The sequence below is a fragment of the Variovorax sp. J2P1-31 genome (genome assembly GCF_030317215.1).
In the GTDB taxonomy this organism is placed as follows: domain Bacteria; phylum Pseudomonadota; class Gammaproteobacteria; order Burkholderiales; family Burkholderiaceae_C; genus Variovorax.
Map to the genome: position 1 here is coordinate 675,106 of NZ_JASZYA010000002.1, position 20,479 is coordinate 695,584.

A 20,479-nucleotide genomic window follows, 5' to 3' on the forward strand; every position below is an offset into this window, starting at 1 on the left:
GGGGCCGACGGGTGCGAGTGGACATGGAAGACCGATCAGACATAGTCCTGCCAGTCTACAACCGTGCGTTGAAAGACGGGTGTGTGGTGGCATTCGCAGCGGAATGGCGCATCGGCACGGCGTCTCTCGGTTGTCGCACGCGGTCTTGCGCGGTGCGGTGGCGCAGCCGCCGCCCCGGCCCGCCTACTTGCGCGCCAGCGGGATCTGCAGGTTGGTCGGCCGGTTCGCCTCGGTGTCGAAGCCGCGCCCGTCGACGTGGCGCGCGCCCCAGAACAGCAGGCCGTTCGACAGGTGGACCAGGTCGAACTCCATGAAGTTCCTGCCCTGGACCAGGCCGAAGGGCGCGAAGCTCTTGCCGAAGATGCTCTGGGCCGTGCCGACTTCCCACTTGGCATAGCCCTGGCTCGCCACCTGGTTGAGCAGGTCGGCGAAGCCCTGCAGCAGCGGCGTCACCTCGTAGGCCTCGTCGGCCACGAAATCGACCTTCTGCGCACCCGGGGCCACCGGATGCTCGCCGCGCCAGAACACATGGCCGCGGATGACGATGCGCGCCAGCGGCACCTTGCCGTAGGCGTCGGCCGAATTGACGATCGCCAGTTCGAAGCGGTCACCCGCCAAGTAACTGAAGTCGCGCTTCAGATAGAAGGGCTTGAGCGTGCCGTCCGCGTTCCTGGCCGCGCTGGGCCGGACTTCGGTGGCAAGGCTGGTCCACTCGCCCACGAGGGCTTGCTGGATCTGTTCGACGGTCATGGCGGGTGCTCCTGGGGTGGTGGGGGTGTGAAGAGGAGAGGCGGTGCCGCAGGCGGCGAGCGCCAGCGGGATCAGCAGGCTGGAGGCGATTTTCCACATGTCGGGTCCTTTGCGGGCGGTTTCTATGACGATCATCATAGTGCAAGATTATGATGGTTGTCATAGTGGCGCAGAATCGGAGGCGAAAGGTGGCGAGCAAGTCATGGCGAAGGAAGTTCGGGATCGCATGGTCGACGGCGCGATGGTGCTGCTGGGAAGGCGCGGCCTGCACGCGACCTCGTTCTCCGAAGTGCTGGCCGCGACCGGCGCGCCGCGCGGCTCGCTCTACCACCACTTCCCGGCCGGCAAGGACCAGTTGATGGCCGCGGCCGTCGACCGGGCCGGCGCCGTGCTGGTCGATGCGCTCGAGCGCTGCGCGGGCGCACGGGCCGATGCGGTGGTGGCGCAGTTCCTGGCCATCTGGCGCGCGGTGCTGACGCGTTCGGCCTGCGAGGCCGGCTGTGCGGTGCTGGCCGTGACGGTCGCCACCGACTCGGCCGAGCTGCTGTCGCATGCGACGGCGGTGTTCCGGGCCTGGCGCGAGCGGCTGGCCGACCTGCTCGAGCAGGGCGGGCTCGGGCCCGCGCAGGCGCGCAGCTTCGCCTTGATGCTGATCGCCTCCGCCGAAGGCGCGGTGGTGCTGAGCCGGGCCGACCACGGCATCGAACCCTTCGAGGCCGTGGCGCAGCAACTGCTCGAGCAGGTGGGGCGCATGCTGCCGCCCGAAGCCGCGGCCTGAGCACGGCCGCCCAGGCCATGGACAGCTTCACCCTCATGATGTTCGGGCCCATCGCGGCCTCGGTGGCGGCCTTCGCCTGGCTGGGCTTCAGCGGCTCGCGCCGCGTGCTCTTCGCCACGCTGCTGCTGGCGTTGGGTACCTTGCTGTTCCGGGGCTGGATCGCCTGGAACCTGCGCGACGGCCTGTTCGACTTCTTCACGCCGGCATCGACCGGCGCGCTGGCCTGGCACAAGTTCTGGGCCCATTACTGGCCCGAGCCGCTGGCTTGGTGCGCCTTCACCCTGGCGACCCTGGGGCTGTTCCGCTGGCGCAGGCGCCGAACCGGCGCCGGCTGATCCGCGCCGCTATGCTTCAGGCCCAGGCCGTGCCCGCGGCGCCCCGAATCGACGACGAGAGAAGAGAGAACTGCCGATGACCACTTCCATCCCCGCCACCCTGATCGCCGGCGACGGCATCGGTCCCGAGATCGTCGACGCCACGCTGGCCGCCTTCGACGCGCTCAAGGCCCCCTTCGCATGGGACCGCCAGGTCGCCGGCCTGGGCGGCGTGCAGCAATCGGGCGACCCGCTGCCGGCCGCCACGCTCGACAGCATCCGGCGCACGCGCCTGGCGCTCAAGGGCCCGCTGGAAACCCCCTCGGGCGGCGGCTACCGCTCGTCGAACGTGCGGCTGCGCGAGGAATTTCAGCTCTACGCCAACCTGCGCCCCGCCCTCACCGTGATCCCCGGCGGGCGCTTCGACAAGATCGACCTGGTGGTGGTGCGCGAGAACCTCGAAGGCCTCTATATCGGCCACGAGCACTATGTGCGCATCGACGACGACCCGCATGCGGTGGGCATGGCGACCGGCATCAACACCCGCCAGGGCTGCCACCGCCTGCTCGAATACGCCTTCGACACCGCCATCGCCACCGGCCGCAAGAAGGTCACGCTGGTGCACAAGGCCAACATCATGAAGGTGCTGACCGGCCTGTTCCTCGAGACCGGCCTGCGCCTGTACGAGGAGCCGCGCTACAAGGGCAAGTTCGAGCTCGAGACCATCATCGTCGACGCCTGCGCGATGAAGTTGGTGCTCAACCCCTGGCAGTTCGACATGCTGGTCACGACCAACCTGTTCGGCGACATCCTGTCGGACCTGGTGGCCGGCCTGGTCGGCGGCCTGGGCATGGCGCCCGGCGCCAACATCGGCACCGACGCGGCGATCTTCGAGGCGGTGCACGGCTCGGCGCCCGACATCGCCGGCAAGGGCATCGCCAACCCGACCGCGCTGCTGCTGGCCGGCGCGCTGATGCTCGACCACTGCAAGCTCAACGCCGAGGCCACGCGGCTGCGCCGGGCCATCGACGAGACGCTCAACATCGACAAGGTGCGCACCGGCGACCTGGGCGGCACGGCCAACACCGCGGCCTTCACCAAGGCGCTGGTGGCGCGCATCCAGGGTGGTGCCTGAGATGTCGGAGCCCGTGGCGCCCACGGCCCGGCCGGTGCCGATCCTCTCGCTGCTCGAGACCCGCGTGCTCGGCGTGCTGGTCGAGAAGCAGCGCACCGTGCCCGACAGCTACCCGCTGACGCTCAACGCGCTGCTGTCCGGCTGCAACCAGAAGACCAGCCGCAACCCGGTGCTCGAGGTCAGCGACGCCGAGGCGCAGGCCGCCATCGACAGCCTCAAGGGCTACAGCCTGGTCGACGAGAGCAGCGGCGGTCGCGCCTCGCGCTATGCGCACAACATGGACCGCGTGCTGCGCATTCCCTCGCAATCGTCGATCCTGCTGACCGTGCTGATGCTGCGCGGCCCGCAGACCGCGGGCGAGCTGCGCATCGCCTGCGAGCGCATGCACAACTTCGCCGACATCTCGGCCGTCGAGGGCTTCCTCGACGAGCTGGCCGAGCGCCCGGCCGGCGCGCTGGTGATGAAGCTGCCGCGCCTGCCCGGCGCGCGCGAGGGCCGCTGGGCGCACCTGCTGAGCGGCGAGCCGGCCCCCGAGGCCTTCGCCGCGGCCGCCACGTACGGCGGGCAGGGTGCGGGCAGCGACGTGTCGCTGGGCGAGGTCGCGGCGCTCAAGGCCAACGTGGCGCGGCTCGAGGCCGAGCTGACCGACCTGAAGGCGCTGGTGGGGCGGATCGCGTCGGAGCTGGGGATTCAGGCGGACAGCGCTGCCTGATCTGCGCGCCTTGCGTTCAGGTCGTGCGCAACAAGGTCGACGCTTGCGCGAGGGATGGCGCGAGCCGGTCGCGCAGGGTCGTGACCACCTGGCCCAGAGGCCGCAGCGCCATGCCGTTCTTCCGGAGGAAGGCATGCCACAGCGCCTGGCGTGAGGGATCGCTGGCGAACTCGTCGCTGAGTCCCAGCGGCGCTGAGTTGGGCACGGCCATGCCACGTCGAATGAACGTTGCGGCAATGGCGCGAGCCAGCATGTCGGCATCCAGCGCTTCGCGTTCCAGGAGGACCGACAGGTCCAGGTAGTCCTTCAGCCGGCTGTTGGTCATGCCGAGCACGGCGATCGCGTGCAGCTTTTCCGATATGACGGTGTAGACCGGGTAAGCGCGCAAGCGCGGCGCGGGCAGGTCGTGGATCAGCACGGGGTAGGTCGCATCGATTGGCTCGGGCGTGACGGCGTCACCGAAGCCGATGTCGATCTGTGTCTTGCAACGTGCCTTTGCCACATCTGCGTCCATCAAGACCCGGGCTCCGGCATACCCCGCATCCTTGCGGATGTCCTCGACCTTGACCGAGGCCGGATCGAAGCGGATGCCGTCCTCCACGGCCACGCTCGCAATGTCGCGGAAGGCCTGGGCGACAGACACCAGGTCGCTGGGGCCAAAGCCGAGCAGATCGGCGTCGCGCGTCGCGCGGTGGGGCATGTCGTACCAGAGCGTGAACAGCAGCGCGCCCTTGAGCACGAAGCGATCGGCATGCGCCGACTGGCTCAGGCGGTACAGCACGCGCTCGAGGGCAAAGCGCACCAGGACCTGGTTGAAGTCCACGCCCTGGGCCTTGGCCACATTCAGCAGGCGTGCCCGGATGGATGCTGCAAGGTCCTTGCTCATTCGATCGCCTCCAGATAGGGACGCATCACGTTGGCGACGCGGCAGATCTTGGCGTAGTGCCACAGCTCGTCCGTCGATGCCTTGCGTTGGGCGCGCACGTCCCGCAGTGCTTCCAGTGCCACGTCCAGTCCGATCTTGTTGCGGTGCTTGAAGCAATCGACCACGGTGCGGGCGGCGCCGTAGACACGCAGCGGAACTTGATTGCGTTCGACCACCTCGATGCCCGCCGCGTAGGCCGCGTCGGAAACCTGAATCATCTTGAGTGGGGGGTAGTCGATCCGCGGCACATGGCTGCCGCGCGGCATGGCGATCCAGACCTGACGCGGCAGCTGTGTCGTCAGCGCATGGAATTGCAGTGCGGTGAGCAGGCAGAACACGGCCTGGGGAACCCGGGTGGCGATGGTCGTCAGGCTCTCGTGTTCCAGGCCGTCACGCTCGGGCAGACGGTAAAGGCCGCGGCCGACTTTCTCCACCAGGCTGGCAGCGCTCAGGCGCGTCAGCACCATGCGAGGCACCTCGATGGCATCGAGATCGCTGGGGCGCAGCATCCCCTTCTGGGCAAGCAGGTCGAGGACCTGCCGGGCGTGGGTGTCCGGTCTCATGGTGCGAGCAGTATGTTCCTTTTTTTCGTCAAATATATTTACTTGACGAAAAAATGGAACATCTAAGGGGCACTGCGCAAGGCTTCTGCGGAGCTGGCGCTCCGGGCCCCCGTCCAGCCGAAAAACCCACAGATCGCCTCCCGCTGCCGCATCGCATCGGCCCGCCCCAGCGCCATCAACTCGCGCGTGAAGCCGGGCTCGAACAGCAGGTAACTCGCGAGCGCCGCGCTCTGGGCCGGCGCGCCGCCTTCGCCCGGATTCGTGCCGCTGGCCAGCAGGCGGCGCACCGCGCGTGGCAGGGTCTCGGTGTGGCGCGCGGCGATGGCGTCGATGCGTTCCGAGGGCGCGATCAGCAGCAGTTCGATCGGCCGCAGCCGGGTGCGCGCGCGGGCCTCGGGCGGGATCAGCGCCAGGGTGTCGTTGATGCGCAGCGCCCGCTCGACGTCCACGGCCAGCGCGTCGAGGAAGATGCTCGACATGGCATGGCCCGCGATCTGCGCCAGCGTCGGTTCGCCGCTGAAGGTGGTGGGCGCGCCGGTGTTGGCGGGCTCGTTCATGCGGCCCGCGCCGATCGCGAGGATGCGCTCGGCGCCCAGGTGGATGGCCGCGGCCGTGGGCGCGGTCTGGCGCATCGAGCCGTCGCCGAAGTACTCGGTGTGGCCGCGCATCGGCAGCCCGGTCGCGGGGAACACGAAGGGAATCGCGGACGAGGCCAGCAGGTGCGCATGCGTGATGCGGTCGGCCACCGCGACGCGCTGCGAGCGTGTCCAGGGCTGCATCGGCCGCCGCGACTCGAAGAAGGTCACGTGTTCGCCCGAGCTGTAGCTCGAGGCCGTGACCGCCAGCGCGTCGAGGTGGCCGTCGCGCATCAGGCCGGGCAGCCGCTCGAAGTGCACCAGGTGCTGGAGCAGTTCGCCCAGTGGCGCGTTGTCCAGCAGCGAGCGGGGCTTGAGCCGCAGCCAGCGGGCCAGCAGCTGGCCGATGCCCAGGATCAGCCGCCAGCGCGCCGCCGCGTCGAGCATGGCGTAGGTGTCGGTGCGGTAGACGTCGTGCGCATGGAGCGCGCCCCAGACCTCGACCATGTGGCCGATCGCGCCGTCGAAATCGTCGGCCCGGCAGGCCAGCGCCGCCGCGTTGATGGCGCCGGCCGAAGTGCCGGTGATGATCTGGAACGGATTGCCCGCCGCGCCGGCCCCGGCCTCGCGGCGCAGGGCGGCGATCGCTTCGAGCACGCCCACCTGGTAGGCCGCGCGGGCGCCGCCGCCGGTGAGCAGCAGGCCGGTGACGGCGGGTGGGGGCATTGGGGCGGGGGCGGAAGCGGCCATGGATCGGGCCGTAGACTACCCCGATTCAGGAGTTGTCAATGGCCCTCACGCAAGCGGGACTTCAGGATGCGCTCAAGGCGGTCCTCGATCCCAACACCGGCAAGGATTTCATCAGCACCAAGGCGCTGAGGAACCTGCAGATCACCGACGGCGACGTGTCCTTCGACGTCGAACTGGGCTACCCGGCCCGCAGCCAGCATGCGGCCCTGCGCAAGGCCTTCGTCGCCGCGGCGCGCACCGTGGCGGGCGTGGACAACGTCTCGGTCAACATCACGACCAAGGTCGCGAGCCATGCGGTGCAGCGCGGCGTGCAGCTGCTGCCGGGCGTGAAGAACATCGTGGCCGTGGCTTCGGGCAAGGGCGGCGTGGGCAAGAGCACCACCGCCGTCAACCTGGCGCTGGCGCTGGCGGCCGAGGGCGCCAGCGTGGGCCTGCTCGATGCCGACATCTACGGCCCCAGCCTGCCCATGATGCTGGGCATCGACCGCCGCCCCGACAGCGCCGACGGCAAGACCATGACACCGCTGGAGAACCACGGCGTGCAGGTGATGTCGATTGGCTTCCTGGTCGACCCCGACCAGGCCATGATCTGGCGCGGCCCGATGGCCACGCAGGCGCTCGAGCAGCTGCTGCGCCAGACCAACTGGAAGGACCTCGACTACCTGGTGGTCGACATGCCGCCCGGCACCGGCGACATCCAGCTCACGCTGTCGCAGCGCGTGCCCATGACCGGCGCGGTGATCGTCACCACGCCGCAGGACATCGCGCTGCTCGACGCCAAGAAGGGCATCAAGATGTTCGAGAAGGTCGGCGTGCCGATTCTGGGCATCGTCGAGAACATGGCGGTGCACGTGTGCTCGAACTGCGGCCACGTCGAGCACATCTTCGGCGCCGACGGCGGCAAGACCCTGGCCGCGCAGTACGGCATGGACTACCTCGGCGCGCTGCCGCTGGACATCAACATCCGGCTGCAGGCCGACAGCGGCCAGCCGACCGTGGTGGCCGATCCCGAGGGCGAGGTGGCCGGCATCTACAAGGCCATCGCGCGCACCGTGGCGATCGGCATCGCGGAGAAGGCCAAGGACTTCTCGTCCAAGTTCCCGACGATCACCGTCAGCAAGGACACCTGAGCCGCAGGGCTGCCGACGCGATGAACGTCCTCGTCTCGATGCGCTACCTGGCGGCGCTCAACGAGCACCGCCACTTCGGCCGCGCGGCGCAGGCCTGCCACATCACGCAGCCCGCGCTGTCCAACGCCTTGCGCGCGCTGGAGAACGAGTTCGGCGTGCTGATCGTGCAGCGCGGGCGCGCCTTCGAGGGCTTCACGGTCGAGGGCGAGGCGGTGCTCGCGACCGCGCAGCGCATGCTGCACGAACAGGCGCTGCTGCAGGAGCAGCTGCACAGCGAGGCCGCGCACCCGCGCGGTCGGCTGCGGCTGGCCGCGGTGCCGGCCGCGATGACGCTGCTCTCGCGCTTCGCCCTCGCGCTGCGGGCGCGCCATCCGGGCATCGCGCCGACCGTGGTGTCGCTGAGCTCGCTCGAGATCGAGACCGCGCTCGACGGCATGTCGGTCGACCTGGCACTGGGCTACACCGACCGCACACGGGTGCGCAACGTGCGCCTGGCGATCTGGCCGCAATGCACCGAGCGTTACTACCTGGTGCAGCGGGTGGCGGGTTCGGCGGAGAACGAAGAAGCCGTGCGCATCGGCGCGCCCATCGGCTGGGCCGAAGCGGCGCAACTGCCGCTGTGCCTGCTCACGCCCGACATGCACAACCGCGCGATCGTCGACCAGGCCTTCGAGATGGCCGGTACGCCGGTGAGCGCGGCGATGGAGACCAACTCGCTGCACACGCTGGTGCGCAGCGTCGGCGCGCTGGCCAGCGTGCTGCCGGGGGCGGCGCTCGAGCTGTTGGTGCGTGAACACGGCCCCTTCGAGGCGCGGCCGCTGGTCGCGCCCACGCTCGAGACGCCGCTGGGCTTCATGACCCATGCCAGCGAGCGCATGTCGCGCGCGCTTCAGGCGGCGGTCGACCTGGCGCGCAGCGCCGACTGGCGCGCCGAGCTCGCCTCGGCCGTGGCCTGAGCCGAGGCCCGCGACCACAGCGCCACCCGGACCCGCAGCGCCGCGGCCGCGGTGCCGCAGACCGTGCCCAGCACGAAGCCGGCGAGCACGTCCAAAGGAAAGTGCACGCCCAGGTAGATGCGTGCCAGGCCGGTGGCCACGGCCAGTGCGGCCACGATGACGCCCGCCGGGCGCAGCAGCGGGCGCCAGCGCATGAAGGCCGCGATGGCGGCCATCACGCTCGCATGGGTGCTGGGCAGGCCGCCGCGACGGCCGTGCTGCACGAAGTCGGCACTCAGGCCCAGCATGAAGGGCCGCGGCGTGTCCAGCCAGGCCGCCAGCGCATGCGAGAGCAGGCCGACGCCAGCCGCGCAGAGCAGCACCCACACGGCGTCGAGGCGCGCGCCCCGGTGGCGCAGCGCGCTCAACGCCAGCAGCGCGACGATCGCCCAGCTCGCCACCGAGGACATCGGCAGCGCCAGCTGCAGCAGCCGCGGGTCCGCGGCCAGGCCGGCGCCGAGCTGCTCGAACAGCAGCGAATCGAGGGAGGAAGGCATGGGGCGCGAGCGTGGCAGGGCTTTGTGGCCGGGTCGTGTCAGCGCGATGAACGATTCATTTCCGGATCGAATCGGGCCATGTCCCGAACCCATTGGCTTCCCGGAGCCGTGGTCCGTAGACTGTTTCGCCAAAGGACAATCCCATGGCGGCGCAAGAGCAAAAAATCGAGTTCTACAACGGGCCCGCGGGCGGCTGGGGCGCCTTGCGCAGCGTGACGCGCGCGCTGCTGGCGCAGGAGATCCCGGTCAAGGGCGCGAAGACGCTGCTCTCGGCCAACCAGCCCGACGGCTTCGACTGCCCGGGCTGCGCCTGGCCCGACCGCAACCATGCCTCGACCTTCGAGTTCTGCGAGAACGGCGTCAAGGCCGTGGCGGCCGAGGCCACCGCGCGCCGTGCCGGGCCCGAACTGTTCGCGCAGCACACGGTGGCCGAGCTCGCGGCGCGCAGCGACTTCTGGCTCGAGGACCAGGGCCGGCTCACGCACCCGATGGTCTACGACGCGGCCAGCGACCGCTACCGGCCCATCGAATGGGACGACGCCTTCGCGCTGATCGCGCGCCACCTGAACGCGCTGCCCGATCCCAACCAGGCGATCTTCTACACCTCGGGCCGGGCCAGCAACGAGGCGGCCTTCCTCTACCAGCTGTTCGTGCGCGAGTACGGCACCAACAACTTCCCCGACTGCTCGAACATGTGCCACGAGCCCAGCGGCAGCGGCATGCGGCCGCAGTTCGGCGTCGGCAAGGGCACGGTCACGCTGGACGACTTCGAGCGCACCGACGCGATCTTCATCTTCGGCCAGAACCCCGGCACCAACCACCCGCGCATGCTGGGCGAGCTGCGCGCGGCCCACAAGCGCGGTGCGCGCATCGTGAGCTTCAATCCGCTGCGCGAGCGAGGGCTCGAGCGCTTCGCCGATCCGCAGGACAAGCGCGAGATGGTGACGATGGGCGCCACGCCGATCAGCACCCACTATTTCCAGCTGCGCATCGGCGGCGACCTGGCCGCGGTCAAGGGCATGATGAAGCAGCTGCTCGAGCGCCAGGACGCGGGCGAGTCGCTGCTCGACCAGACCTTCATCGCCGAGCACACCACCGGCTTCGAGGCGCTGGCCGCCGACCTGCGCGCCGAGTCGTGGGACGTGCTGGAACAGGAGAGCGGCCTCGACCGCGCCCAGCTGCGCGCCGCGGGCGATGTCTATGCCGCGGCCGACAGCGCCATCGTCTGCTGGGGCATGGGCATCACCCAGCATGCGCATTCGGTCGCCACCATCCAGATGCTGGGCAACCTGCTGCTGATGCGCGGCAACGTCGGCCGGCCCGGTGCCGGCCCCTGCCCGGTGCGCGGCCACAGCAACGTGCAGGGCGACCGCACCATGGGCATCTGGGAGAAGCCGCCAGCCGCGCTGCTCGACCGGCTGGCCGAGGTCTACGGCTTCGAGCCGCCGCGTGAAAACGGCATGGACACGGTCGAGGCGATCGCCGCGATGCGCGACGGGCAGGGCAAGGTCTTCTTCGCGCTGGGCGGCAACTTCGCCGCGGCCACGCCCGACACCTACGAGACCTGGAAGGGCCTGCGCCGCTGCGAGCTCACGGTGCACGTGGCGACCAAGCTCAACCGCAGCCATGTGGTGCACGGCCGCGAGGCGCTGATCCTGCCCTGCCTGGGCCGCACCGAGATCGACATCCAGGCCGCGGGCCCGCAGGGCGTGACGGTGGAGGACTCGATGAGCATGGTCCACATCTCGACCGGCATCAACCCGCCGGCCTCGGCGCAGCTGCTGTCGGAGCCGGCGATCGTCGCGCGGCTGGCCGAGGCGACGATCGGCCACCGCAGCCGCACGCCCTGGCGCTGGCTGGTGGAGGACTACGCCCGCATCCGCGACCACATCGAAGCGGTGTTCGCCGACTTCAAGGACTTCAACCGGCGCGTGGCCGTGCCGGGCGGCTTCCGCCTGCGCAACACCGCCAGCGAACGCGTGTGGGCGACGGCGTCGAAGAGGGCCGGCTTCTTCACCCACCCGGTGCCGCGCGACACGCCCTCGCACCGCGCGCGGGCGCGCTTCGCCGGCAAGGGCGACACGCGTGTTTTCACGCTGCTCACCACGCGCTCGCACGATCAGTACAACACCACCATCTACGGCCATGACGACCGCTACCGCGGTGTGTTCGGCCAGCGCCGCGTGGTCTTCATCCACGCGGACGACATCCGCGACATCGGCCTGAAGAACGGCGACTGGGTCGACCTCCGCACCGTCTGGGACGACGGCCAGGAGCGCCGGGCCGACCGCTTCAAGCTGGTGGCCTACGACATCCCGCGCGGCAACCTCGCGGCCTACTACCCCGAGACCAACCCGCTGGTGCCGCTGTCCTCGGTGGCGCTCAACGCGGGCACGCCGGCCTCGAAGTCGATCCCGGTGATCCTGGTGCCGCACGTGGCACCCGAGCAGGGGGCCGAGGTCGACACCGCGCGCACGCCCTACGCGGTGGGCGCCTGATGGACGCCCCCGACGCCCTGGCGCAGGCCATCCTGCGGGCCCTGGCCGATGCGCCCGCGCGCGACGGCGGCGGCGTCTCGCTGCCGCGCCTGGGCAAGCAGCTGGGCCTGGGCGCGAGTTCGCTGATGCGCGAGCTCAGCCGCATGGGCGACGCCACGCTCGGCGGCGTGCCCGGCCCGGGCTGGGTGCGCGTGGCGCAGCAGGACGATCGCTGGGTGGTGCATCTCGAAGCGGCCGGCCGCGCGCTGGCCGACACGCAGCCGCGCTGAGCGAAGAAGGGCGGCACAATGGCCGCGACCCCATGTCCGACACCACCGACCCCGCCGTTTCCCTGCCATCGCTGCTGCGCCGCACCGTGCGCGTGTTCGGCGGAGGCGGCGACGCGGCCTCGGACGTGGTGCGCGAGGACACGCTCGCGGCCGAGGTGCCGGTGGCGCTGGTCTTCAACGGCATCTCGCATGCGGTGATGATGGCCACGCCGCAGGACCTCGAGGCCTTCGCGCTGGGCTTCGCGCTCAGCGAGGGCATCCTCGACCATGCGCGCGACTGCCGCGACATCGAGGTGCGCACCTTCTCGGCCGAAGCGGCCGGCCTGCCCGAAGGCGTGCCCGCGGCCGAGGTGCGGCTGGACATCTCCACCCGCAGCTTCGAGCGGCTCAAGGGCCGGCGCCGCAGCATGGCCGGCCGCACCGGCTGCGGCGTGTGCGGCGTGGAGAGCTTCGATGCGCTGGAGCTCACGACCGAGGCGCTGGCACCGCGCGACTGGATCGCCCGCGTCGACCTGCCGACCGTGCTGCGCGCGCTGCAGGCGCTGCCCGCGCGTCAGCTGCTCAACGCCGAGGCCGGCGCCATCCATGCGGCCGGCTGGGCCACGCTCGACGGCGAGCTGACCGACGTGCTCGAGGACGTGGGCCGCCACAACGCGCTCGACAAGCTGATCGGCACGCTGGCGCGCGCGAACCGGCTGGAGACGCCGGGTTTCGTGGTGCTGTCGAGCCGCGGCAGCCATGAGCTGGTGCGCAAGTGCGCGCGCCTGGGGCTGGCGGCGCTGGCCACCATCTCGGCGCCGACTGCGATGGGCGTGCGCATGGCCGAGCTGTCGGGCGTGCGCCTGTGGGGCATGTGCCGCGCGCCGCGCGGCGTGCTCTATGCCCCGGGGGCGGGGCAGGACTGATCAGGCCGCGGCGGCCTGGGTCGCGCGTTCCTCGACCATGCGCGCGGCGAGTTGCGCGGCCAGCTCCAGCTTGCGCAGGTCGCGCTGGCGCAGCAGCAGGTCGGCGTCGAAGCTGAAGGCGTAGAAGGTGCCGTAGATGCGGCCGTCGCTCAGCACCATCGGCGCGCTGAGGTAGCAGCTCACGTTGGCGGGCGCCCGGACGGCCTGCTTGCAGAAGGCGAGTTCCAGCGGCTGGGTCTTCTCGTCGATGAACTGCGCGCCTTCGCCGGCCGCGTAGCGGCGGAAGATCCGGCGGCCGTCGCGCACTTCGCAGGCGAAGGCCGCGTCGAGCTGCTGCTGTTCGCGCAGCAGCTTCAGCACCTGGTGCACCGCCCCGTGGATGTTCGGATCGGTCTGCGTCGAGGTCGCGATCAACAGTTCCGACACCTGGACGTCCAGCGCATCGGGGGCGTAGTCGAGGTCGAAGCTGATGTCCATGGCGTGGCCTATTCACAATCTGTTGCAGTTGAAGTATTGGAACCTCAAACCGAAAAAATGAGAACTATGGTTTCATCTTTGTGCGGGCTTTTTTCACATAAGTAGTACCAACGTTTCTTTCTCGGCCCGAGATCCCAGGCGGTGACTCGGCCCGAGGGGCCGCCGTGGCTGCGCCCCGGCAGACGCTGCGATATGTAATGCTAATTGACTACTTTCTGCCCTGGTCGCCCAATCGCCCCGGGAGCCGCGGCATCTCGCCCGGCCCTGTCGCCACGTCAAGGAGACCGCCATGTCCGCCACCGTCGTTCAGTACGTGTTCAAGCCCAACCCGGGCGCGAACCTCCAGGAGCTGCTCGCGCTGATCAAGGAGGCGGCCGAGATGTGGCGAAAGCACGGGGCCGACGTGAGCCTGTGGAACGTGCAGGTGGGCGAGGTCGGCAACATGACCTTCGTCGTGCGCTGCGAATCGGCCAGCCAGCTCGGGACCACGCTGGATGCGCTCAACGGCGACCCGAACTTCGTCGCCTGGCGCGCCCGCAACCTGCAGGCGGGGCTGGCGAGCTGGGTGCGCAGCAACCAGGCCTACGAGATCGCGATCTGAGGATTCGGGCCGTGCGCGCGCGAATCCGCGCAACTGCCTACACTTTCGGCTCCTCCGATTCCACACAAGGCATTCGATGAGCATCCCCACCACCCGCCTCGGCCGCACCGGCCTCACCGTGTCGCGCCTGGCGCTGGGCACCATGACCTTCGGCCTGCAGACCGAGGAGTCGGTCTCGCACGCGATCCTCGACAAGGCCACCGAGGGCGGCATCAATTTCCTCGACATCGCCGACGTCTATCCGCTGGGCGGCGGGCTCGAGCGCGCGGGCCGGACCGAAGAGATCGTCGGCCGCTGGCTCAAGGCGCAGGGCCCGGCGCGGCGCGGCGATTTCATCGTCGCCACCAAGGCGGTCGGCAAGATGGGCCCCAACGCCTGGGACCAGGGCGCCTCGCGCAAGCACCTGCTGGCCGCCATCGACGCCTCGCTGGCGCGGCTGCAGCTCGACCACGTCGACCTCTACCAGCTGCACAGCGACGACCGCGAGACGCCGCTGGACGAGGCCATCGAGGCCATGGACACCATCGTGAAGTCGGGCCGCGCGCGCTACATCGGCGTGTCCAACTTCCTGGCCTACCGGCTGGCGCGCGCGCTGGGCCGCGCCGACTACCTGCGGCTCACGCGCTTCGTCTCGGTGCAGCCGCGCTACAGCCTGCTGTTCCGCGAGATCGAGCGCGAACTGCTGCCGCTGGTGGACGAAGAGGGCCTGGGCGTGATCTCCTACAACCCGCTGGCGGGCGGCCTGCTCACCGGCAAGTACCAGCCCGGCTCGAAGCCGCAGGAGAACACCCGCTTCACGCTGGGCACGGCCGGCACGATGTACCAGGACCGCTACTGGAACGAGCGCAGCTTCAACGCGGTGCAGGGCCTGCATGCGCTGGCCCAGGAGGCCGGCGTGCCGCTCGCCACGCTGGCGGTGGCCTGGGTGCTCGCGAACCCGTCGATCACCGCGCCGCTGCTGGGCGCGAGCCGGCCCGATCAGCTCGACGACACGCTGGCCGCGGCCGCGTACCGGCTCGACCCGGCGCTCAAGCTGAAGCTCGACGAACTCACGGCCGAGTTCCGCAAGGGCGACGCGCCGCGCTGAGGACCCTCAGGCGCGCGCCGGCAGGGCCAGGATCGCGTCGGCCACGGCGTCGATGCCGGCCGGCGTGAGGTCCGGCGCCGCGACCCGCTCGCGCTGCGGCCAGGCCGCGAAGTGGCGCTCCTGCGAACGCGCGTAGTGCGGGTCGTAGTGCAGCGCCATCAGTTCGGCGAACAGCAGCGGCAGCTCGCCCGCCCGGGCCCAGGCCTGCCAGCGCTGCACCGTTTCCTTGCCCTGCATCTCCTTGAGCCGCCCCAGCGTCTCGGCCAGCGCGTCGCGGTCCTCGCCCAGGTAGGCGTAGTCGCGCAGCAGGAAGTCCAGCCGCGCCGCGGGCGTGGCCTCGACCTCGATGCAGCGGGCGGCGCGCATGCGCGTGACCAGCGGCACCGGCAGCGCGATGCGGCCGATGCGCGGGCTCTCGCCCTCGAGGTACAGCGGCCGCGAAAGGTCGAGCGTCTCGAACACGGTGGCGATGCCGGTCTCGAAATGCTTCTGCGAGGGCTGCGGCACGCCCGGCCAGGCGCCCAGCAGCGAGCCCTTGTGCCGCGCGGCATGCTCCAGGTCCAGCACCTGGGCGCCGCGCGCGGCCAGCGCCTCCAGCACGCGCGTCTTGGCGCTGCCGGTGGCGCCGCAGATCACGCGCAGGTCGAGCTGCGGGCACAGCGCCTCGATCTGCTCCAGCACATGGTGGCGGAAGCTCTTGTAGCCGCCCGCGAGCTGCTGCGCGTCCCAGCCGACCAGGCGCAGCCACTGCACCATCGAGCCGCTGCGCAGGCCGCCGCGCCAGCAGTAGACCAGCGGCCGCCACGACGCGGGCCGGTCGGCGAACTGTTCGCGCAGGTGGCGCGCGAGGTTGGCCGCCACCATCGCACCGCCCACGCGCCGGGCCTCGAAGGCGCCGGTCTGCTTGTAGATGGTGCCGACGATGCGGCGCTCGTCGTCGTCGAGCACCGGGCAGTTGATGGCGCCCGGGATGTGGTCGAGCGCGAACTCGGCTGGCGTGCGCGCGTCGATGAGGGTGTCGAAGGCGTGGCGGTCTTTCACGCGCGTGGGCTGGAAGTTCTTGGAGGGCCGGTCATGCATAGGCCGACCCTAACCCACGCCGCAGCCGGGCGCTGAGGAAATCCACCAAGGCCACCAGCCCGAACATCGCGATCAGCACCGTCATGGCCTGCGGCTGCTGGAAGATCGACAGGTGGAAGTACAGCAGCTGGCCCAGCCCGCCGCCGCCCACGAAGCCCAGCACCGCGGCCATGCGGATGTTCATCTCCCAGCGGTAGAGCGTGTAGGCCACCCATTGCGGCAGCACCAGCTGCAGGCTCGCATAGACGAAGGCCGAGACCGGGCCGGCACCGGCCTGCACCAGCGCGTCTTCGGGCGCGCGCGGCGCGTTCTCCAGCCCTTCGGCGAACAGCCGGCCCAGCACGCCCGTGGTGTGCAGGCCCAGCGCCAGCGCGCCGGCGAAGGGGCCGATGCCCGCGGCCAGCACCATCAGCGCGGCCCAGACCAGCTCGGGCACGCTGCGCAGGAAGTTGAGGACGAAGCGCGACAGCGGCTGCGCGACGCGCCCGAAGCGGCCCGAGGCCGGCAGCGCCAGCAGCGCACCCGCGGCCGCGGCCAGCAGCGTGCCCAGCGCCGACACCGCCAGCGTCTGCAAGGCGCCCCAGCCGGCCTTGGCCAGGAAGGCGGGCGAGAGGTCGGGCGGGAAGAACTCGGCCACGAACTTGGCCATCAGCCGCAGCGACTCGCCGGTGAACAGCGCGCGGTAGTCGATGCCCAGGTAGACGAAGCTCGCGGCCACGGCGGCGAGCACGCCCAGGGTCACGAGCCGGCAGCGGATGCAGGGCGGCGGCGCGGGCGGCAGCGTCGTCATGCGAGCAGCTTCCGCAGTGCGTTGCTCAGCGCATCGGCCAGCAGCACCAGGGCCAGGAACACCAAGAGGATGCTGCTGGCCTCGCCGCCGTTGAGCATCTTCATCGACTGGTCCATGAGCTGGCCCAGCCCGCCCGCGCCGACGAAGCCCATCACCACCGAGGCGCGCACCGCGCACTCCCAGCGGTACACGGTGTAGGAGGCCAGTTCCTGGGCCGCGTTCGGCAGCAGGCCGTAGCACAGGGCGGCGATGCGGCCGCTGCCGGCCTCGAGCAGCGCGCGCGCCGGGCGCGTGTCGGTCGACTCGAGGATCTCGGCATAGACCTTGCCCAGCATGCCGCCGTAGGTGATGGCCAGCGCCAGCACGCCCGCGGCCGGGCCCAGGCCGAGCGCGCGCACGAAGATCAGCGCCCAGACGATCTCGGGGATGGCGCGCAGCACCATCAGCAGCGAGCGCACGGCCTGGCGCCCGGCCATCGCGCGTGCGCCGCCCGGCCCGGGCCCGATGCGCGAGACCGACAGCGCGCGCGTGCCCAGGCAGGCCAGCGGCACCGCGATCGCGAAGGCCAGCGCGGTGCCGGCCGTGGCCATGGCCAGCGTCTCGAGCGTGGCGCGGGCCAGCAGCGCGAGGAAGGCGGGCGAGCCCTCGGGCGGCAGGAAGCCCGCGAGGAAGCCGCCGATCACCGCCAGGTTGCCCGGGGCGAACAGCGCCCAGGGCTTGAACTCGGCCAGCACCAGCATGGGCCAGGCGATCACCAGCGCGACGATCGTCCAGCCGATGCGCGCGCGGGCCTGCGGGTCGCGCCGGGGTGTCGCGGCGGCGGGGCTCACGGGCAGTCGGGCCGGCGGAAGGTGGGTTCGGCGAGGGGCTGCACGGCCGTGTCCGCACTCGGCGGCCCGCCTTCGCTCGCATAGAGCGCCACCAGCATGGCCTGCGTCACCTCGGCGGCCGGGCGGTCGAACAGCACACCGCCGTCGCGCATGCCCACGATGCGCGGAAACCAGCGCAGCGCCAGGTCGACCGCGTGCAGCGAGGCGACCAGCGTGGCGCCCGTGGCCTCGCTCTGCGCGATCAGCGTGCGCACGGTGGCGTCGGCCAGCGTGGGGTCCAGTGCCGACACCGGCTCGTCGGCCAGCAGCAGCGCGGGCCGCTGGTAGAGCGTGCGCGCGATGCCCACGCGCTGCAGCTGGCCGCCCGAGAGGCGGTCGCAGCGCTCGAACAGCCGGTCTTCCATCGCCACGCGGGCGAGCGCTTCGTGCGCGCCCTCGATGTCGGCGGGATGCAGCAGCGAGCGCAGCGCGCGCGCCGTCGACCACTGGCCCAGCCGCCCGGCCAGCACGGCCGACACCACGCGCAGCCGCGGCGCGATCGGCGGTGCCTGGTGCACGGTGCCGATGCGCGCGCGCAGCCGGCGCAGCGGCGCCGGCGGCAGGCGCCAGGGCGCCGTGCCCAGCGCCTGCACCGAGCCCTCGCCGGGCCGCAGCGCCGCGCCCAGCACGCGCAGCAGCGTGGTCTTGCCGGCGCCCGAAGGGCCGATGACCGCGATGCGCTCGCCGTCGCGCGCGGCCAGCGTCACACCTTGCAGCGCACGCTGGCCGTTGGGGTGGACGACGCCGACGGTCTCGAGGGCGAAGCTCACGCCAGGGTCACTTGATCAGGCCGGCGGACTTGCCCGCCGTCTCGATGCCGTCGTAGTTGGAGGACTTGGTGGCGATGAACCTGCTCGCGCGCTGCAGGTCCATGATCGGCTTGTGCGCCGGGTTGGCAGGGTCGAGCTTGAGGAAGGCCTCGGTCAGCTTCTTCTGCAGCGCCGGGTCCAGGCCCGGCCGCACGGTCCAGTTGTAGTCGTAGTAGGTCGGCGTGGTCGCGAGCACCCGCACCTTGGCGGCATTGGGGTTCTTGGCTTCCACCAGCTTGTCCCAGACCGAGGCGTTGAGCACGCCGGCCTCGGCGCGGTTGGCGGCCACGAAGGCCACGGTGGCATCGTGCGCGCCGGAGAAGGCGACCGTCTTGAAGTCCTTCTCGGGGTTGATGCCGGCCTGCAGCAGGAAGTAGCGCGGCATCAGGCTGCCCGAGGTGGAGGAGGGCGCGCCGAAGGCGAAGGTCTTGCCCTTGAGGTCGGCCAGCGACTTGGCCGTGCTGTCGATGGGCACGATGAACTTGCTGGTGAACACCTCGTCCTCGGCCCGCTGCGCGATCGGCACCACGCCGCCGTTGGTCCGGATGCGCGCCTGCACGAAGGTGAATCCGCCCAGCCAGGCCAGGTCGATCTTGTTCGTGGCCAGGCCCTCGACCACGGCCGCGTAGTCGGTCACGGGCGTGAACTGCACGTCCATGCCGGTCTCCTTCTTGAGGTAGTCGCCCAGCGGCGTGAACTTGCGCTGCAGCTCGGTCGGCGCCTCGTCGGGGATGGCCGACACGCGCAGCACCGTGGCCTGCGCGAAGGCGCCGCAGGCGGCGAGGGAGAGGGACAGGGTGAGCGTCAGCCGGGCGAAAGTCTTCATGGATACCTCAGTTGGCGTGCAGGGCAGGAAAGGGCCGATTGTAGGAAGCGGTATCGCCTCCCGATAATCCCCGCATGAACCCCACGCCCATGAATCCGCTCGCCCCGCTGCGCCTCACCAGTTTTTCCCATGGCGGCGGCTGCGGCTGCAAGATCGCGCCCGGCGTGCTGTCGGAGATCCTGCGCAACAGCCACGCGGGCTTCATCCCGCCCGAGCTCATGGTCGGCATCGAGACCGCCGACGACGCGGCGGTCTACCGGCTCAACGACACGCAGGCGCTGATCGCCACCACCGACTTCTTCATGCCGATCGTGGACGACCCCTACGAGTTCGGCCGCATCGCCGCCACCAACGCGATCAGCGACGTCTATGCCATGGGCGGCAAGCCCATCATGGCGCTGGCGCTGGTCGCGATGCCGGTCAACCAGCTGCCGATCGAGGTGATCGGCGAGATCGTGCGCGGCGGCCAGGACGTGTGCCGAGCGGCCGGCATCCCGATCGCGGGCGGCCACACCATCGATTCGGTCGAACCGATCTATGGCCTGGTCGTGATGGGCCTGGTGCATCCCGAGCGCGTGCGCCGCAACGCGGGCGCGCAACCCGGCGACCTGCTGGTGCTGGGCAAGCCGCTGGGCGTGGGCGTGCTGTCGGCGGCGCTCAAGAAGGAAAAGCTGTCGGAAGCCGGCTACCGGCAGATGATCGACACGACCACGAAGCTCAACACGCCGGGCATCGCGCTGGCGCAGCTCGACGGCGTGCATGCGCTGACCGACGTGACCGGCTTCGGCCTCGCGGGCCACACGCTCGAACTCGCGCGCGGCGCGGGGCTCACGGCCGTGATCGAGTGGTCGAAGGTGCCGCTGCTCGACGGCGTCGAAGCCATGGCGGCCGACGGTTTCGTGACCGGCGCCTCGGGCCGCAACTGGCAGGGCTACGGCGCCGAGGTGGTGCTGGCCGAGGGCCTGCCCGCGACGGCGCAGAACCTGCTGAGCGATCCGCAGACCTCCGGCGGCCTGCTCGTGAGTTGCGCACCGGAGGCGGTGGCGGCGGTGCTGCAGGCGTTCCGCGACGAGGGCTTCGCGCAGGCGGCCGTGGTGGGGCGCACCGAAGCGGGCGCGGCGGGCCTTCGGGTCCTGGCCTGAGC

At 70.8% G+C, this 20,479-nt stretch carries 23 protein-coding genes; 12 read left to right on the top strand and 11 right to left on the bottom strand.

Features of this window, described 5'->3' with window-relative positions:
* Positions 1–183: 183 nt before the first annotated feature.
* Positions 184–849, bottom strand: a complete 666-nt coding sequence (locus QTI20_RS14330) for a hypothetical protein (protein WP_286551773.1) — start codon at positions 847–849, stop codon at positions 184–186.
* Positions 850–952: 103 nt separating this feature from the next.
* On the opposite strand from QTI20_RS14330, the gene QTI20_RS14335 reads away from it, so the two are divergent.
* From QTI20_RS14335 to QTI20_RS14350, 4 genes are all read left to right on the top strand, one after another.
* Positions 953–1,528, top strand: a complete 576-nt coding sequence (locus tag QTI20_RS14335) for a TetR/AcrR family transcriptional regulator (RefSeq protein ID WP_286551775.1) — start codon at positions 953–955, stop codon at positions 1,526–1,528.
* A gap of 17 nt (positions 1,529–1,545) precedes the next feature.
* A complete protein-coding gene (locus QTI20_RS14340) occupies positions 1,546–1,863 on the top strand; it encodes a hypothetical protein (RefSeq protein WP_286551778.1) in 318 nt (105 codons plus the stop codon).
* Between the two features lie 76 nt (positions 1,864–1,939).
* A complete protein-coding gene (locus QTI20_RS14345; protein ID WP_286551779.1) occupies positions 1,940–2,977 on the top strand; it encodes an isocitrate/isopropylmalate dehydrogenase family protein in 1,038 nt (345 codons plus the stop codon).
* A gap of 1 nt (position 2,978) precedes the next feature.
* Positions 2,979–3,689, top strand: a complete 711-nt coding sequence (locus QTI20_RS14350) for a YceH family protein (RefSeq protein WP_183025087.1) — start codon at positions 2,979–2,981, stop codon at positions 3,687–3,689.
* A gap of 16 nt (positions 3,690–3,705) precedes the next feature.
* Here QTI20_RS14350 and QTI20_RS14355 read toward each other — a convergent pair whose 3' ends face one another.
* The 3 genes from QTI20_RS14355 to QTI20_RS14365 all read right to left on the bottom strand — a co-directional run bounded on the left by QTI20_RS14355 (position 3,706) and on the right by QTI20_RS14365 (position 6,478).
* Positions 3,706–4,575, bottom strand: coding sequence for a nucleotidyl transferase AbiEii/AbiGii toxin family protein (locus QTI20_RS14355; RefSeq protein ID WP_286551782.1), 870 nt, complete (start codon positions 4,573–4,575; stop codon positions 3,706–3,708).
* On the bottom strand, positions 4,572–5,177 hold the full coding sequence (locus tag QTI20_RS14360; RefSeq protein ID WP_286551786.1) for a type IV toxin-antitoxin system AbiEi family antitoxin domain-containing protein: 606 nt from the start codon (positions 5,175–5,177) through the stop codon (positions 4,572–4,574). Before QTI20_RS14360 ends, QTI20_RS14355 begins: the two co-directional genes overlap by 4 nt.
* Before the next feature lie 62 nt (positions 5,178–5,239).
* Entirely contained in the window at positions 5,240–6,478 is a 1,239-nt protein-coding gene (locus QTI20_RS14365) for a patatin-like phospholipase family protein (protein WP_286551788.1), read from the bottom strand.
* A gap of 62 nt (positions 6,479–6,540) precedes the next feature.
* On the opposite strand from QTI20_RS14365, the gene apbC reads away from it, so the two are divergent.
* Both apbC and QTI20_RS14375 read left to right on the top strand, forming a co-directional pair.
* Complete coding sequence (gene apbC, locus QTI20_RS14370) at positions 6,541–7,632, top strand: iron-sulfur cluster carrier protein ApbC (protein WP_286551789.1); 1,092 nt, start codon at positions 6,541–6,543, stop codon at positions 7,630–7,632.
* A gap of 20 nt (positions 7,633–7,652) precedes the next feature.
* A complete protein-coding gene (locus QTI20_RS14375) occupies positions 7,653–8,588 on the top strand; it encodes a LysR family transcriptional regulator (protein ID WP_286551791.1) in 936 nt (311 codons plus the stop codon).
* Here the strand turns inward: QTI20_RS14375 and QTI20_RS14380 are convergent.
* The gene (locus QTI20_RS14380; protein ID WP_286551794.1) at positions 8,522–9,124 is read right to left on the bottom strand and encodes a phosphatase PAP2 family protein; all 603 of its coding nucleotides are present in this window, start codon (positions 9,122–9,124) and stop codon (positions 8,522–8,524) included. The two genes, QTI20_RS14375 and QTI20_RS14380, sit on opposite strands and share 67 nt — an antisense overlap.
* A gap of 143 nt (positions 9,125–9,267) precedes the next feature.
* Between QTI20_RS14380 and QTI20_RS14385 the strand changes: the two genes are divergently transcribed.
* Genes QTI20_RS14385 through fdhD form a run of 3 tightly spaced genes read left to right on the top strand, consistent with a single transcriptional unit; the run spans position 9,268 to position 12,796 of the window.
* The gene (locus QTI20_RS14385; protein WP_286551795.1) at positions 9,268–11,622 is read left to right on the top strand and encodes an FdhF/YdeP family oxidoreductase; all 2,355 of its coding nucleotides are present in this window, start codon (positions 9,268–9,270) and stop codon (positions 11,620–11,622) included.
* Entirely contained in the window at positions 11,622–11,891 is a 270-nt protein-coding gene (locus tag QTI20_RS14390; protein WP_286551798.1) for a hypothetical protein, read from the top strand. The genes QTI20_RS14385 and QTI20_RS14390 overlap by 1 nt, the downstream gene beginning before the upstream one ends.
* Positions 11,892–11,923: 32 nt before the next feature.
* A complete protein-coding gene (fdhD, locus tag QTI20_RS14395; protein ID WP_286551799.1) occupies positions 11,924–12,796 on the top strand; it encodes a formate dehydrogenase accessory sulfurtransferase FdhD in 873 nt (290 codons plus the stop codon).
* Here fdhD and QTI20_RS14400 read toward each other — a convergent pair whose 3' ends face one another.
* Positions 12,797–13,273 (bottom strand): hypothetical protein, encoded by a 477-nt coding sequence (locus tag QTI20_RS14400; protein WP_286551802.1) that lies wholly within the window; start codon positions 13,271–13,273, stop codon positions 12,797–12,799. It lies immediately after the preceding gene.
* A gap of 289 nt (positions 13,274–13,562) precedes the next feature.
* Here QTI20_RS14400 and QTI20_RS14405 point away from each other — a divergent pair, with 289 nt between their 5' ends.
* Positions 13,563–13,874 (top strand): hypothetical protein, encoded by a 312-nt coding sequence (locus QTI20_RS14405; RefSeq protein ID WP_286551805.1) that lies wholly within the window; start codon positions 13,563–13,565, stop codon positions 13,872–13,874.
* Between the two features lie 76 nt (positions 13,875–13,950).
* Positions 13,951–14,961, top strand: coding sequence for an aldo/keto reductase (locus tag QTI20_RS14410; protein ID WP_286551808.1), 1,011 nt, complete (start codon positions 13,951–13,953; stop codon positions 14,959–14,961).
* Between the two features lie 6 nt (positions 14,962–14,967).
* Here the strand turns inward: QTI20_RS14410 and mnmH are convergent, their stop codons facing one another.
* From mnmH to QTI20_RS14435, 5 genes are read right to left on the bottom strand one after another with little or no spacing between them, the layout of a single operon-like run.
* Entirely contained in the window at positions 14,968–16,041 is a 1,074-nt protein-coding gene (gene mnmH / locus QTI20_RS14415) for a tRNA 2-selenouridine(34) synthase MnmH (protein ID WP_286551809.1), read from the bottom strand.
* Positions 16,034–16,831 (bottom strand): phosphonate ABC transporter, permease protein PhnE, encoded by a 798-nt coding sequence (phnE, locus tag QTI20_RS14420; protein ID WP_286551812.1) that lies wholly within the window; start codon positions 16,829–16,831, stop codon positions 16,034–16,036. The genes mnmH and phnE overlap by 8 nt, the downstream gene beginning before the upstream one ends.
* Positions 16,828–17,661 carry a PhnE/PtxC family ABC transporter permease gene (locus QTI20_RS14425; RefSeq protein WP_286551816.1) on the bottom strand — a complete coding sequence of 278 codons (834 nt, stop codon included), beginning with the start codon at positions 17,659–17,661 and terminating at the stop codon, positions 16,828–16,830. Before QTI20_RS14425 ends, phnE begins: the two co-directional genes overlap by 4 nt.
* Positions 17,658–18,470 (bottom strand): phosphonate ABC transporter ATP-binding protein, encoded by an 813-nt coding sequence (locus QTI20_RS14430; protein ID WP_286551819.1) that lies wholly within the window; start codon positions 18,468–18,470, stop codon positions 17,658–17,660. The genes QTI20_RS14425 and QTI20_RS14430 overlap by 4 nt, the downstream gene beginning before the upstream one ends.
* A 7-nt stretch (positions 18,471–18,477) precedes the next feature.
* The gene (locus tag QTI20_RS14435) at positions 18,478–19,335 is read right to left on the bottom strand and encodes a putative selenate ABC transporter substrate-binding protein (RefSeq protein WP_286551821.1); all 858 of its coding nucleotides are present in this window, start codon (positions 19,333–19,335) and stop codon (positions 18,478–18,480) included.
* Between the two features lie 74 nt (positions 19,336–19,409).
* Between QTI20_RS14435 and selD the strand changes: the two genes are divergently transcribed.
* Positions 19,410–20,477, top strand: coding sequence for a selenide, water dikinase SelD (gene selD / locus QTI20_RS14440; RefSeq protein ID WP_286551823.1), 1,068 nt, complete (start codon positions 19,410–19,412; stop codon positions 20,475–20,477).
* The last annotated feature ends 2 nt before the right edge of the window (positions 20,478–20,479 follow it).